This window comes from Parasphingorhabdus sp. JC815, assembly GCF_040717415.1.
Lineage (GTDB): Bacteria > Pseudomonadota > Alphaproteobacteria > Sphingomonadales > Sphingomonadaceae > Parasphingorhabdus.
Genome location: NZ_JBFEFM010000001.1, coordinates 890,430 through 903,559, shown reverse-complemented (window position 1 = coordinate 903,559; position 13,130 = coordinate 890,430). Strand labels below are relative to the sequence as shown.

Sequence of the window (13,130 nt, the reverse complement as noted above, 5' to 3'; positions counted from 1 at the left end):
ATCCTCCCTCAGCCTGCGAGCAGGCGGCAGTGGGAGGGCGGCGTGGCTTTCAGCCCGAGGAAGCTCCCCGGCAGATACCAGTAGGCAGCATGGACCAGTTTCGACCCTGCGCCTGATGCCTTCGCCTTTCGAAGGGCGAACCAGGTCATGACCGATAGGCCGGTGCCGATGATGATGTGCTGCGAAAGGATGCCCCACGCGAAGGGGACGAGCAGTCCCGCAAACTCGTCGATGGTCCAGAAGCCGATGAGCTCCGGATCGTCGAGCCGCCGTGGAACGAGGTATCTGTCGGCCATGCCGCCCTCCCGTCGTTAGACCGCGATCAGATGGTCGCGGTCACGACCGAGGTGACGATCGGCACACCGGTGCCGACGCCGATACCGACACCGACCGGGACCGCGACCTGCCCGAGGGCGAAGCGGCCCGAGGCGAGCGCGATAAGCCCGCCGGCAAGGCTGAGGACGGTGATGATTTTCCCGCCCGAACCTTCGAGGAAGTCGGTAAATTTCTGCAGCGCCGGATCAAAGGTCGTATCGGCACCGGCATAGGCGGCACCGGCGCAGGCGAGCGCAATGGCGGCCGGAAGAATATAGTTGCGGGCACGAATGCCTTTGCTGGATTGGCGCTGAAGAGTGATTGCTTTGGTCATCGAGGAACTCCGTTTCGAACATTGGCAGCGATGCGTTCGCTGTATGTTCTTTCCTCGATTGGAAGGCAGGGTGTAGGAAAACGGAAACTGCAGCACGCGGTATTCCGACCAAGAGAAATCGTCGATTCTGGGCAATCTGACCGGGTTTTGCGCGACCGGTGCAGACATTGCGGCCAAGAATACCGATCATTGCGCCACCCATACCGAAATCTGAGATCGAGGGACCGGAATCTGCGCGAATCAAATCGTGTGACGATGAGCCGGTTTCCTACGTGTTCCTTATTTGTTCTTTTTCCTTTCCTACAGTTTGACGCGTTGCCTAGCCTGTTGGTGATTCGCTAAAGATCACCGGAAGCAGGAACAATGGCGCGAAACGCAAACGACAAATGGGAAGAACTATCGCGAGGAGTCGCAGCTTTCCTCGACCATGCCGTGGACGAAAGTGGCAAGTCCCGGCGGACGATTGCCGCACAGACGAATATCAACAAGGACGCGCTCCGACGCATCCTCGCCGGGACACGGTCAGCCACACTGCCAGAGGCGCTGGCCATCCTTGACGCGAGCGGACACGCGCCGCGCACCTCCCTGATGCTGGCACTCGCGGGGTACTCGCAGCGTAGCGAGGATTGGCAGAATAGCGGCGTGCTGGAATTTCTTGAAACCTTCATAAGCGAGTTGCCGTCTGCTTTGGATCAGGCGCTGGGCGAGAGGCTGCTCGATGTGAGACCGCGCTGGGCAAAGGGGACCGCGCACCGCACCGCCGGTCTCCTGTCGGATCACCTCGCGCAACTGGAGCGGCAGGATGAACAAAGCTTCGCTCTCTGAAATGACGACCGGTCTCGAAACGGACGCGGAAGCCGTTCCTGTCGAGCCAACGCCAGACCGGCTCATTCGTCTTCCCGAGGTCATGGCGCGCGTGGGCCTGCGCCGAACGGCAATCTATCAGCGGATGCGCGAAGGCCGTTTTCCAAAGTCGCGTTCGCTCGGTCCCCGTTGCACGGTTTGGGTCGAATCCGAGATCGATGACTGGATCGGTTCTGTTGTCGAACGCACCGACGAGATATGTCAGAACACGCCCCGAATTTCGAGATGATCATGTCTTGCGTCCCGTCACTGCTCCCATAAACGCCCTCTGTCCGGCTAGCCGGAAAGCACTTCGATTATCCGGCATTCGCCAACCGCTCCGTGCTGGCAGTCGTCGACCATATGGCGCAGTTCGGTTCGCAGTTTTCGCAAGTCACCAAGCTTCCGATCCACCTCGCGCAGGTGGAGGCTGGCAATAGAGTCCACGGCTTCGCACGATTGCGATGGATCATCCGCCAAAGAAAGCAATTGGCGCACCTCCGCCATGGTGAAGCCGAGGTCGCGTGCGCGGCGGATAAGCCGCAATCTGGCCAATTCGGTCGGGCCATAGTCCCGGTAGTTGCCGGCGGTGCGTGGTGGTTCCTCCAGCAATCCGGTCCGTTCGTAGTAGCGGATGGTTTCGGCGGTCGTGCCGGTCTTCCGCGCCAGGGCACCAATCTTCATGGGTTTCTCGCAATCCTTGACCTTGTAGCCACTACAAGGTGCATAAGACGATTCGAAGATGCAAGCAGAACGGTGAAATCCTGTGGCAAAGAAGGACATTATTGAACTTATCGAAGCTGAGCGGCGCGTTTTCCGTGCCGCCAGGCAGTCTGGTGATCGGGCTTTGGCTTGGACCGCGCTCGAGCGGGAACATATTCTGGGCCAGGGCTTCTTCGGGCCGCACCTTCGTTCACATATGACGATGCTGGGCTATGCAGTTGAAACCCGCGATGGCCGCGAAGTTCTGGGGCAGGTCATACGTCTTGCGCTCGCTCCCCTTGGTAATCTCACCGGACGGCTCCCCTGGGGCAATACCGGACGCGCAAACGTGAGCGCATTCGCGCCAATGCCATACCCGGACGACCTCGCGGAGGTTTTCACCATCTCTTCGGACGAGGTTCGCTAGCACGCGCCATGGCAATTCTATCCAACGAACAGGTTGAACGTCTCTACGACAAGAACGCGGGAATCTATGACCGATTGGTGTCGGGGTTTCGGTGGGCCGGTCTTGGTCGCTGGCGACGCGATCTGGTTAACCGGCTTGAACTCAACGCCGGTGACCATGTGATCGATCTATGTGCTGGCACCGGCGCAAACCTCGCGTTTCTGCTTGAGAGAGTAGGACCAAGCGGCAAGGTGACGCTGGTCGACCTTTCGCAAGGCATGCTCGACCAAGCCCGTCGACGAGCGAAGCGCCTGCGAGCTAGCAATGTCGAATTTGTGCAGTCAGACGTAGCCGCCTTCCGCTTTCCGAGCGAGACCAGCGCAGTCATCAGCACCTTTGGACTGGAAATGCCACCTGACTACGCCGCGATCATCGAGCGCGCCTCAGCTGCTCTCCCGACGGGTGCCCGGATGGCCCTACTTGGCCTGAAGCACCCCGAGCGCTGGCCGCGATGGCTGATTGAAATCGGCATAGTGCTGACCAAACCATTTGGTGTGGCGCGGGAATATGAAGAGTTCCGCCCTTGGCTTCCAGCACGCAAAGTTTTGCGCGAAGTTCATTTCCGCGAGTTTCTGGCCGGTTGTGCGTATGAATTCGTCGGTGCCAAATCGTGATCATGAAAAGACAAGCGCTCAGACAGCCGTGGTTGCGCAAGCTTTGCAAGGTTGCTAAAGGGTTGAGTAACATGCCGCGTCTTGTGTTCCCCTTCCTTGCGATCATCGCCATTCTTTTCGGTAGTGTCCTATCGTTACCTGACGCGCATGCTTCAGAAGGCGAAAGCTTCGTTCATGCGGCCGATCACGTTTATGCGCATGGGGCGGACCACTTCGATAGCAATGATCCCGAGCCGGACCATGATGGTCAGGACCATTCGGCAACGCATCATCACAATTGCAGCTTCAGCCTCGCCGATAGTGGAGTGTTCCTGGCGTCGCCCTTTGCGCGCACGAATAGCCTGAAGGGTCCGCTTGCGACTTCGATGCTCACCTCGCGCGCGCCGCCGGTTCTGATCCAACCTCCCAAAGCCTGACAGCAAATCATGTGCGAGTGCGCCTGCGCGTGCGCTCGATTGGTTTCAGTCAGGAGATACAATAATGCGGTGCTTTGCACTGGCCGCGGCCTTGATTGCCGTGTCCACGGGTTCGCCAGTATTGGCACAGGAAACAGTTACACTCGAGCAAGCGCTCGCTCGAGCGGGCGTCGGCGTTGAAGGGGAAGATGACCCTTCCAGCAATCCACGGGTTTACGGCCCTCAGGCGGAGGCCGAAGCCGCGCGTGCGGCTATCGACCAAGCACGCCTCCGACCCAATCCCGAGTTATCGCTCGAGGCCGAGAACATCGCGGGCTCCGGCGCTTTCTCCGGGCTGCGATCGACCGAATATACCCTGGCGATCGGCCAGCAGCTCGAACTCGGCGGCAAGCGAAGCGCACGCATCGCGAGCGCACGCGCATCATCCGATTTCGCCGGCTTGCAGAGCAAATTTGCCTTGTCGCAACTCGCTCTGGGGGTGCGCGAGCGTTATGTGGAGGCTGTAGCCGCAGGCCAACGCCTCGTTCTCGCGCGGCAAATCGTCGAGCGAAACCGTGAACTGACGCGGATCGCCAACGTGCTTGTAGAGGTTGGGCGGGAGCCGCCGCTTCGAGCTATGCGTGCACAAGCTACGCTTGCCGAGGCGGAAGCCGAACTGCAGGCTGCAGAAGCGGCTAATGGTGCGGCTCGTCAGGCGCTCGCGGCACTCTGGGCGACCGGTCAGTCCAGCCCATCTGTTTCTGCCGCATTTCCCGAACTATCGCCGCCGCTTGACCTGCCGAGTTCGGATGATCCCCTGCCGTTGCGGATTGCAGGGGCGAGAACTGCCTTCGCGCAGGCGGAGATCGCGCGCGAGCGCTCGCTAGGAGTGCCCGATCCCACGCTGTCCGCAGGCGTGCGGCGCTTTGAAGAAAGCAACGATCAAGCCTTCATCGTCGGCATTTCTATCCCGCTGCCTTTCCGCAATCGCAACCAGGGCAACATCGCAGCCGCTGAAGCGCAATATCGCGCGGCAAGCGCAAGCGAGGCAATAGCCGAGGCGGACTACCGGCTCGATTTCGAGCGAACCCGAACGCTTTATCTGGCCGCCGAAACGCGGGTGGAAACCCTTTCCAGCGCATCCCTGCCGCAGGCCGAGGAAGCGCTCAGGCTCGTCGAGATCGGCTACCGCAATGGCAGATTTCCGCTGATCGAAGTCCTGGCAGCTGCCGAAGCGCGCGACGCCATTCGTGAAAATCTGATCCAGGCAGAAGAGACCCGCGGCCTGCTCGCCGCGCGGCTCATCTGGCTCTCCGCACAGTGAGATCCCTTCCCATGAAACGTAACTATTTTATCGCGATAATCGGCATCCTTGTTCTGGTGGCCGTATCTGCTTGGGCCTTCTGGCCGTCAGGGTCAGTCGACCACTCTGAAGACGGGCATAGCGAAGAGGAAGGCGGAGCAGAAACCGCAGGTTCCGAAGGCGTTCTGCTGATAGACGCGAAGCAGATCGTGGCTTCGTCGATAGAAATCGAAGCTGTCCAATTCGGCGCTGCGACGGAGCTTGTATTCCCAGCGACCGTCGCCGCAGCGCCGAATGCCAGCGCGCGGATCGATGCACGTGCTTCCGGTGTGGTGAGGAGCGTGAACAAGACGCTTGGCGACTATGTCAGGCAGGGGGAGGTGATCGCGCGGATCGAGAGCGCTGATGCTGCCGGACTGGCTGCGCAGGTCGCTGCCGCGCGTGCCCGCGTCAATGAACTGTCTGCGCTCTACGACCGCGAAAAGCGGCTGTTCGAGGCCAATGTGACGGCCCGGCAGGATCTCGAAGCGGCGCAGGCCAATCTGCAAGTGGCAAGATCGGAGCTGTCACGCGCACAAGCCGCATCCGCAGCTGCTGGTGTCAGCGGGGATGGGCGTTCGCTGGCCGTGACGAGTCCGATTTCAGGGCAGATCACCAGCGCGCCGATCGTGCTTGGCTCCTACGTCTCCGTCGGTGAAGAGATGTTCCAGATCATGAACGCGAGCGGCTTGCAGGTGCAGGTCGCCTTGCCTGCCAGCGATGCTGCGAGAATTCGGCCGGGCGATGAAGCTACGTTGGAGCTCGGTCAGGACCGGGAGATCGGCGGACGTGTGCGCTCGGTGACCCCGGCACTCGATCCGGAAAGCCGTAGCGCGACAGCGATAATCTCACTCGCCGGAGCGGTCCCTGGATTGCAGCCAGGCGCTTTCCTGCAAGCTCGCATCAGACCCTCTGGAGAAGCTGACGCGACAGCCATTTCGGTGCCTGAATCCGCAGTTCAGATGGTCGAAGGCCGGGAAGTCGTGTTCCTTCGCACGCGTACCGGCTTCCGGGCGACGCCTGTCGTGACGGGATCGCGCTCGGGAGGGCGCATCGTGATCGAGTCCGGATTGCAGAATGGCCAGCGGATCGCGACCGAAAACGCCTTCCTGCTCAAAGCCGAACTCGGAAAAGAGGAGGCCGAACATGGACATTGATCGGTCTGAAAGCGGTTTCGAGGAGGAGCGCAGCAGCCATGATGGCCTGATTGGCGGCGTCCTTGACTGGTCGGTGCGCAATCGCTGGGCGGTCGTAGCCCTTGCCCTAGGTGTTGCCATTTGGGGCGCGTTCAATCTTGCAAAACTGCCGATTGATGCGGTGCCGGACATCACCAATGTTCAGGTGCAGATAAACACCGAGGCACCGGCCCTCTCGCCCTCGCAGATCGAAACGCAGGTAACCTTCCCTGTCGAAACCGGACTAGCCGGTATCGAGGGACTTGAGATGACCCGCTCGATCTCGCGTAACGGCTTCAGCCAGGTCACCGCGATCTTCGAAGAAGGCACCGACATCTACTTTGCCCGGTCGCAGGTCGAAGAGAGGATCGCCAACCTGGCCTCTTCGCTTCCTGCAGGTGCGGAGCCGTCAATGGGTCCGATTGCAACCGGTCTCGGCGAGGTGTTGATGTATACCATCGAATTCGAGCATCCGGGTGGAACCGATGCGCCCAAGGGTGGTGCTGTTGGCTGGCAGAAGGACGGCAGCTTTCTCACGGACCGGGGCGAGCGATTGGACACGGCGGTGGCAAGAGCCGCCTATCTGCGCACGGTACAGGATTGGGTTGTCGCGCCGCTGATGCGTACGGCCGACGGCGTGGCGGGCGTGGACTCGATCGGTGGCTTTGAGAAGCAGTACCTGGTGCAGCCAGACCCCGACCGCCTCAACGGCTACGGCGTTTCGCTCGACCAGCTGATCGCCGCGCTCGAAGCGGCGAACCAGGCCGAAGGCGCCAACTTTGTCGAAAGGGCTGGCGAAGCTCTTCTTGCACGGGTCGATTCCCGGCTGAATTCCGTAGAAGACATTGCGCAGGCAGTGGTGGCAACGCGCGAAGGTGTGCCGATCCGCGTCGGCGACGTGGCAACGGTCGAGATTGGCGGCGATCTCCGCACTGGTGCAGCCTCGCTGAATGGCGAGGAAGCCGTCGTGGGTACTGTGCTGATGCGCGCAGGCGAAAACAGCCGCACCGTAGCTGCGGGTGCTGCCGACAGGCTCGACGAGGTACGGTCGTCGCTTCCAGCAGGAGTTGAGGCGGAGATCGTCTACAACCGTTCGACACTCGTCGATGCGACCATCGTGACGGTACGCAACAACCTTGTCGAGGGCGCGCTGCTCGTCATTGTCGTTTTGTTCCTGCTGCTTGGAAACATCCGCGCCGCCATCATTGCAGCTCTGGTCATCCCTTTGTCGATGCTGATGGCAGCTATTGGCATGAACCGGCTTGGCGTATCTGGCAACCTGATGAGTCTTGGTGCGCTTGATTTCGGCCTGATTGTCGATGGCGCTGTCATCATCGTCGAAAACAGCATCGCGCGCCTCGCCGCAAGGCAGGAGCACGAGGGACGTTTGCTCACACTGCGCGAACGCCTTGCCGAGACGCGGGCAGCGGCGCATGAGATGATCAAGCCAACGGTGTATGGCCAGGCGATCATCTTTCTGGTTTTTGCGCCGCTCCTCACCTTCACCGGGGTTGAGGGCAAGACATTTTCGCCCATGGCCATCACGGTGATGCTGGCACTTGCCTCAGCATTCATACTCTCGCTTACTTTCGTCCCAGCGATGATCGCTCTCTTGCTGAACAAGAAAATCAACGAGCAGGAAGCAAAGCCCATCCGATTGGCGAAAGAGCGCTATGGTCCGCTGCTGCGCAGAGCGCTTGCCCGTCCATGGCCTGTCATCGGTACCGGAGTCGGCGTGTTCGCGCTCGCGGCGCTTGTCTTCAGCTTCATCGGCAGCGAATTTACACCGCAGCTCGACGAGCGTGATCTGGCTGTCCAGTCATTGCGTATTCCTTCCACCCCACTGGAGCAGTCGCTTACAATGCAGCGCCAGGTCGAAGCGCGATTGAAGCAATTCCCGCAGGTTGAGCTGGTATTCTCGCGCACCGGCACGGCAGAGGTCGCGACCGACCCCATGCCGCCGAACATCTCGGATGCCTATGTTATCCTCAAACCGCGCGAAGAATGGCCTGACCCCTCGCTGTCTAAGGATCAACTTGTAAGCGAGATGGAAGAGGCGCTCGGCAATCTCGTTGGCAATCTCTATGAATTCAGCCAGCCCATCGAGCTGCGCTTCAACGAGCTCATCGCAGGCGTTCGCGGCGATGTCGCGGTCAAACTCTACGGGGATGATCTTACGGCTATGACTGCGGCTGCAAACCAGGTCGCGGTCGTGCTCCGCGGTGTCGAGGGCGCGGCCGATGTGAAGGTCCAGCAGGTTTCGGGTTTTCCGACGCTCGATATAGCCTTCGATAGGCCAACGATTGCGCGCTACGGCCTCACGGTCGAAGACGTGGCGCAGTCCGTTGCCATAGCGCTTGGAGGTCGAAACGCAGGGCTGGTGTTCGAAGGCGATCGACGTTTCGATGTCGTGGTCAGGCTGTCCGATGCGAACCGCAACGACTTTGACCAGCTTGGAACATTACCCATTGTCCTGCCCAATGGCGGAAGCGTCCCGCTTCGTACTGTGGCAGAATTTCAGGTGATAGATGGGTTGGCCGAAGTCCGGCGCGAGCAAGGGCGCCGACTGGTGATTGTGTCCGCCAACGTCCGTGAACGTGATCTCGGTTCATTCGTCGAGCAGGCACAGTCCGAGGTTGCCGCGAATGTTGATTTGCCGTCCGCATCATTCATCGAATGGGGTGGCCAATATCAGAACCTGCAACAAGCTCAGCAGCGTCTGCTCATCGTGGTCCCGCTTGCCTTCGCGGTTATCCTACTGTTGCTTTATATGGCGGTCGGCGGTTGGGTCCCTGCGCTGGCGGTGTTCAGCGCAATCCCCATGGCACTGGCTGGCGGGGTCTTTTTCCTGGCTCTGCGCGGCATGCCTTTTTCCATCTCGGCAGCGGTCGGGTTCATTGCTCTCTCCGGAGTTGCGACGCTGAACGGCCTCGTCATGATCACAGCGATCAAGCAGCGTCTCGAGCAAGGCTTGGAACTGGGCGACGCGATCATCGAGGGCGCGATCGCGCGGCTGCGGCCGGTGTTGATGACAGCGCTAGTTGCATCGCTCGGCTTTGTTCCGATGGCGCTTGCGACGGGAACCGGGGCCGAAGTGCAACGTCCATTGGCTACGGTTGTCATTGGTGGGTTGATCACCGCCACCGCGCTCACCCTGTTCGTATTGCCTGCCATTGTAAGCCTGATCTTCGCGAGAAAACCGCGCGCGACCCAGGTTGAGACATCAGCAGCAGCGAGGAGCGACAGCTAGTGACACGGAATATCGAACTCGAACTATCGTCGCTTCTCCCGGACATTCCGAGCGACACCGACAGATGTATCGCTCGGCTGCAGTCGTTGCTCAGTTCGCGGGCAGGTGTGCATGGGGTCGAGGTCGTTGAAGGATCGAACAGTGCACCTGCCCAGCTTGCAATATCTTACGATCCCGATCGTCTCACGATCGCGCGGATCAGAGAACTTGCGCACGTAGCAGGAGCGGAAATTTCCGGGCGCTACGGGCATGTTGTGTGGCAAACCGAGGGCATTAATTCGGTGCGCCGGGCGCAGACGGTCGCAGATCTGGTAGCCCGCGAATCCGGCGTACTTGAAGCAAATGCCGATGCGAGCGGAAAGCTGGTCGCCGAGTTCGACCGCCGGCGTACCGATGAGACCGCGATTGCCAATGCGCTGCAAGAACTGGGGGTTTCAATCAAGGCCGACAAAATCGCCGCAAATGCCAGAGATGCTGAAGAACACCGCCATGACGATAAAGATCATTCCGGGCACAGTCACGGCGGCATCTTCGGCGCTAATACTGAACTCTTTTTCTCGCTCGCTTCGGGCGCATTTCTCGCCATCGGCTTCGGGATCGAGAAGCTATGGGACGGGCATCCGGTCTGGCTGCCGTTCGCTTGTTATATAGCGGCATATTTCTTCGGAGGCTTCTTCACTCTCCGAGAGGCGTGGGACAATTTGCGCCTCCGCCGGTTCGAAATCGACAGCCTCATGCTTGTCGCCGCTGCGGGCGCCGCCTTTCTCGGGGAATGGGCCGAAGGCGCGCTACTGCTGTTCCTGTTCAGTTTCGGCCACGCGCTCGAACACTACGCGATGGGGCGCGCGAAGAAAGCTATCGAAGCGCTCGCCGGGCTTGCCCCGGACACCGCACGGGTAAAGCGCGGAACTGACGTAGTTGAGATCCCGGTCGAGGAGCTTGAGCTAGGCGACGTGGTAATCGTGCGTCCGAACGAACGCCTTCCGGCTGATGGCTTCATCCTGGACGGCGTCAGTGCCATCAATCAGGCTCCGGTGACCGGCGAAAGCGTGCCGGTCGACAAGAGCGCGGTTTCGGATGTCGCTTCTGCGCGCGCCAATCCTGACAATCTTGCGGATGACAATCGCGTCTTCGCGGGGACGATCAACGGATCGGGCGCACTCGAAGTGGAAGTGACCCGGCGATCGAGCGATACGACCCTAGCCAAGGTCGTCCAAATGGTGAGCGAAGCCGAGGCTCAGCAATCTCCTACCCAGCGCTTCACGCAGCGCTTCGAGCGAATTTTCGTGCCTGCCGTGCTCGCTCTGGCCGGCCTGCTCCTTTTCGCATGGGTCGTCATCGACGAACCCTTCCGCGACAGTTTCTACCGGGCGATGGCGGTGCTTGTGGCTGCCAGCCCCTGCGCTTTGGCGATCGCGACCCCGAGCGCGGTCTTGTCCGGAGTGGCCAGAGCAGCGCGCAGCGGCATTCTGGTAAAGGGCGGCGCGCCGCTCGAGGATCTCGGTGCGCTCAAGGCCATCGCGTTCGACAAGACCGGTACTCTTACCGAAGGCGAACCCCGCATTACCGATGTCGAACCCGCGCAGGGTGTATCTGAAAACGAACTGCTTGCGATTGCTTCGGCGGCTGAAAATCTGAGCGATCATCCCCTGGCACAGGCGATTGTCAGGGACGGCAAGCAGCGGCTTGGCGATGAGACTCTGCCCGAAGCAACCAATCTCGAAAGCTTCACAGGCAAGGGCATCACCGCGCTTGTCGGCGGTGAGCGGGTGTGGATCGGAAAGCTCGAAATGTTCGGGCAAGATGGGGTCCCTCCGCTCAGTGCCGAACTGTCGGATGCTATAGAGTCCATGCGCGAGCGCGGGCGGACGACGATGGGCGTTCGCTCGGAAACGCGCGATCTCGGAGCGATCGGCTTGCTCGACACGCCGCGTGCGGCGGCAAAGGCGACGCTCGAAGCGTTGCGCGGCCTCGGGATCACCCGAATGATCATGATCTCGGGCGACGACCAAAGAGTGGCCGATGCGGTTGGAAAGGAAGTCGGCCTCGACGAGGCCTGGGGCAATCTCATGCCCGACGACAAGGTCAAGGCCATCCGCAAGCTTGCCGGCCAGGACAAGGTTGCGATGGTCGGAGACGGGGTCAATGACGCTCCGGCCATGGCGAACGCAACGGTCGGAATAGCAATGGGGGCTGCCGGATCGGACGTTGCATTGGAGACAGCCGATGTCGCGCTGATGGCCGATGATCTCGCCCGACTGCCTTTCGCCGTCGATCTGAGCCGACAGACCCGGTCGATCATCCGGCAGAATATGATCGTCAGTCTCGGAATTGTCGTCGTGCTCATCCCGGCAACCATTTTCGGTCTCGGGATAGGCCCCGCTGTCGCGGTTCACGAAGGATCGACACTGATCGTGGTCGCCAACGCGCTCCGGCTGCTGGCGTATAAGGAGAAGGGCGGCACAAAAGAGAGAACGGGGAAGCCAGTATGAGCTGCAACGATGACTTCGATCTGGATTCGGCGGACAAGCGACGCACATTGTGGATCGTAATGTGGCTCAACGTCGCAATCGCGGTTGGTTTCTTTGTCGTTGCCTATTTTGCGGACTCGAACGCGCTCTTGGCCAACGGGCTCGACAATTCATCCGATGCATTTGTCTACGCGCTCAGTCTTCTGGCTCTCACCCGTTCGCAATCCTGGAAACGAGGGGCCGCGCGTTTCTCAGGCATTATGCTCCTAGTCTTCGCCGGAGGCGTTATCGCCGATGCCGTCAGGCGTTTCATCGAAGGCTCCGAGCCGGGCGGCCTGATGATGATCGCCATGGCGGCCATCGCGGCGGTGGTGAACCTCATATGCCTGCGCATGCTCCAGAAGCTTCAGCAAAAGGATGTCAATCTGCGCGCAGCGACCACGTTTAGCTTCAACGATTTCATATCGAACGGCGGTATCATCGTCGCCGGGATCATCGTTATGCTTACAGGCGCAAATTGGCCGGATCTCGTGGTTGGGATCGCGGTTGCTGGCATCGCCCTGTATGGCGGGATCGATATCCTTCGCGATGCGCACAGGGATAAGCATGAGGAAGCGGGCACCGAACATATCAAAGGCGACGAATTCCGAAGATAATGCTCGAATTTTGCATTTTGGCCGCTGGATTGCCTCGGCTCCTTATTCAGACTATCGCAGGTTCGTGAAATTTGTTCGCGCCTTGACCCTGATTTGCTTCAGCTTTGGACTGCTTGTGCAGGTTGCTGCGCAGGCGGCCGTTCCGCAGAGCGAAATGGCTGGGTCGGCTGATTGTGCTGAAATGGCGCAAGGCATGGCCGAGCACGGCATGTCTGAACACGCGATGCCCGAACAGATGGTTTCCGAAACGGACCCGGCCGAACAGCATGGCTCATGCTGCGAGATGAGCCTCGATTGTCTCGTAGCCATGAATTGCCTGCCACCGCTGGCGCTTGCGGGTCCGGGACTGGCGCATGCAGGACCGTTTCCTGTTGCGCCTACGTATCTGGCCGCTAGCGCCAACAGGCTCGACAGCCAGCCTCGACCGCCGGAATCTCCGCCTCCACAAACCGAACTCACCATCTAGCATTTCCCGGGCGGTGCTCTGCGCCGTTTGCGAGCTTGACGGATTACTTGACTTGCGCCGTGTCGATTGACGCGTACACCGAAGTCGTTCCCGGCCAGTTC

General features: G+C 60.3%; 14 protein-coding genes. 11 read left to right on the top strand and 3 right to left on the bottom strand.

Annotated elements, in window-relative coordinates; genetic code table 11:
• Positions 1–8: 8 nt before the first annotated feature.
• Together traL and AB1K62_RS04330 are read right to left on the bottom strand one after the other, a co-directional pair.
• Entirely contained in the window at positions 9–296 is a 288-nt protein-coding gene (traL, locus tag AB1K62_RS04335) for a type IV conjugative transfer system protein TraL (protein WP_010412623.1), read from the bottom strand.
• 26 nt (positions 297–322) lie between these two features.
• On the bottom strand, positions 323–649 hold the full coding sequence (locus AB1K62_RS04330; RefSeq protein ID WP_011413834.1) for a hypothetical protein: 327 nt from the start codon (positions 647–649) through the stop codon (positions 323–325).
• Positions 650–1,012: 363 nt separating this feature from the next.
• Between AB1K62_RS04330 and AB1K62_RS04325 the strand changes: the two genes are divergently transcribed.
• Together AB1K62_RS04325 and AB1K62_RS04320 are read left to right on the top strand one after the other, a co-directional pair.
• Entirely contained in the window at positions 1,013–1,474 is a 462-nt protein-coding gene (locus AB1K62_RS04325) for a hypothetical protein (protein WP_138615241.1), read from the top strand.
• Position 1,475: 1 nt separating this feature from the next.
• Positions 1,476–1,742 (top strand): AlpA family transcriptional regulator, encoded by a 267-nt coding sequence (locus AB1K62_RS04320; protein ID WP_086438276.1) that lies wholly within the window; start codon positions 1,476–1,478, stop codon positions 1,740–1,742.
• A gap of 47 nt (positions 1,743–1,789) precedes the next feature.
• On the opposite strand, the gene AB1K62_RS04315 is transcribed toward AB1K62_RS04320, so the two are convergent.
• Positions 1,790–2,176, bottom strand: a complete 387-nt coding sequence (locus AB1K62_RS04315; RefSeq protein ID WP_367001516.1) for a helix-turn-helix domain-containing protein — start codon at positions 2,174–2,176, stop codon at positions 1,790–1,792.
• 82 nt (positions 2,177–2,258) lie between these two features.
• On the opposite strand from AB1K62_RS04315, the gene AB1K62_RS04310 reads away from it, so the two are divergent.
• From AB1K62_RS04310 to AB1K62_RS04270, 9 genes are all read left to right on the top strand, one after another.
• Positions 2,259–2,621: a DUF3703 domain-containing protein gene (locus AB1K62_RS04310; protein WP_010412645.1), complete on the top strand. Its 363-nt coding sequence runs from the start codon at positions 2,259–2,261 to the stop codon at positions 2,619–2,621.
• Positions 2,622–2,629: 8 nt separating this feature from the next.
• Positions 2,630–3,274: a class I SAM-dependent methyltransferase gene (locus AB1K62_RS04305; RefSeq protein WP_221572382.1), complete on the top strand. Its 645-nt coding sequence runs from the start codon at positions 2,630–2,632 to the stop codon at positions 3,272–3,274.
• Positions 3,275–3,276: 2 nt separating this feature from the next.
• Positions 3,277–3,690 (top strand): hypothetical protein, encoded by a 414-nt coding sequence (locus AB1K62_RS04300; RefSeq protein WP_367001514.1) that lies wholly within the window; start codon positions 3,277–3,279, stop codon positions 3,688–3,690.
• A 64-nt stretch (positions 3,691–3,754) separates the two neighbouring features.
• Positions 3,755–4,993, top strand: a complete 1,239-nt coding sequence (locus tag AB1K62_RS04295; protein ID WP_367001513.1) for a TolC family protein — start codon at positions 3,755–3,757, stop codon at positions 4,991–4,993.
• Positions 4,994–5,004: 11 nt separating this feature from the next.
• Complete coding sequence (locus AB1K62_RS04290; RefSeq protein ID WP_367001511.1) at positions 5,005–6,168, top strand: efflux RND transporter periplasmic adaptor subunit; 1,164 nt, start codon at positions 5,005–5,007, stop codon at positions 6,166–6,168.
• A gap of 46 nt (positions 6,169–6,214) precedes the next feature.
• Complete coding sequence (locus AB1K62_RS04285; protein ID WP_367002059.1) at positions 6,215–9,436, top strand: CusA/CzcA family heavy metal efflux RND transporter; 3,222 nt, start codon at positions 6,215–6,217, stop codon at positions 9,434–9,436.
• Positions 9,436–11,928 carry a heavy metal translocating P-type ATPase gene (locus AB1K62_RS04280; protein WP_367001509.1) on the top strand — a complete coding sequence of 831 codons (2,493 nt, stop codon included), beginning with the start codon at positions 9,436–9,438 and terminating at the stop codon, positions 11,926–11,928. The genes AB1K62_RS04285 and AB1K62_RS04280 overlap by 1 nt, the downstream gene beginning before the upstream one ends.
• Positions 11,925–12,563 carry a cation diffusion facilitator family transporter gene (locus AB1K62_RS04275; RefSeq protein ID WP_367001508.1) on the top strand — a complete coding sequence of 213 codons (639 nt, stop codon included), beginning with the start codon at positions 11,925–11,927 and terminating at the stop codon, positions 12,561–12,563. The genes AB1K62_RS04280 and AB1K62_RS04275 overlap by 4 nt, the downstream gene beginning before the upstream one ends.
• On the top strand, positions 12,514–13,029 hold the full coding sequence (locus AB1K62_RS04270; protein ID WP_367001507.1) for a hypothetical protein: 516 nt from the start codon (positions 12,514–12,516) through the stop codon (positions 13,027–13,029). Before AB1K62_RS04275 ends, AB1K62_RS04270 begins: the two co-directional genes overlap by 50 nt.
• Positions 13,030–13,130: the final 101 nt, after the last annotated feature.

Coding starts and splice junctions, on each gene's coding strand:
- AB1K62_RS04275 (WP_367001508.1), top strand. CDS start 11,925: ATGAGCTGCAACGATGACTTCGATCTGGATTCGGCGGACAAGCGACGC.
- AB1K62_RS04330 (WP_011413834.1), bottom strand. CDS start 649: ATGACCAAAGCAATCACTCTTCAGCGCCAATCCAGCAAAGGCATTCGT.
- AB1K62_RS04325 (WP_138615241.1), top strand. CDS start 1,013: ATGGCGCGAAACGCAAACGACAAATGGGAAGAACTATCGCGAGGAGTC.
- AB1K62_RS04305 (WP_221572382.1), top strand. CDS start 2,630: ATGGCAATTCTATCCAACGAACAGGTTGAACGTCTCTACGACAAGAAC.
- AB1K62_RS04315 (WP_367001516.1), bottom strand. CDS start 2,176: ATGAAGATTGGTGCCCTGGCGCGGAAGACCGGCACGACCGCCGAAACC.
- AB1K62_RS04270 (WP_367001507.1), top strand. CDS start 12,514: ATGAGGAAGCGGGCACCGAACATATCAAAGGCGACGAATTCCGAAGAT.
- traL (WP_010412623.1), bottom strand. CDS start 296: ATGGCCGACAGATACCTCGTTCCACGGCGGCTCGACGATCCGGAGCTC.
- AB1K62_RS04320 (WP_086438276.1), top strand. CDS start 1,476: ATGACGACCGGTCTCGAAACGGACGCGGAAGCCGTTCCTGTCGAGCCA.
- AB1K62_RS04290 (WP_367001511.1), top strand. CDS start 5,005: ATGAAACGTAACTATTTTATCGCGATAATCGGCATCCTTGTTCTGGTG.
- AB1K62_RS04300 (WP_367001514.1), top strand. CDS start 3,277: ATGAAAAGACAAGCGCTCAGACAGCCGTGGTTGCGCAAGCTTTGCAAG.
- AB1K62_RS04295 (WP_367001513.1), top strand. CDS start 3,755: ATGCGGTGCTTTGCACTGGCCGCGGCCTTGATTGCCGTGTCCACGGGT.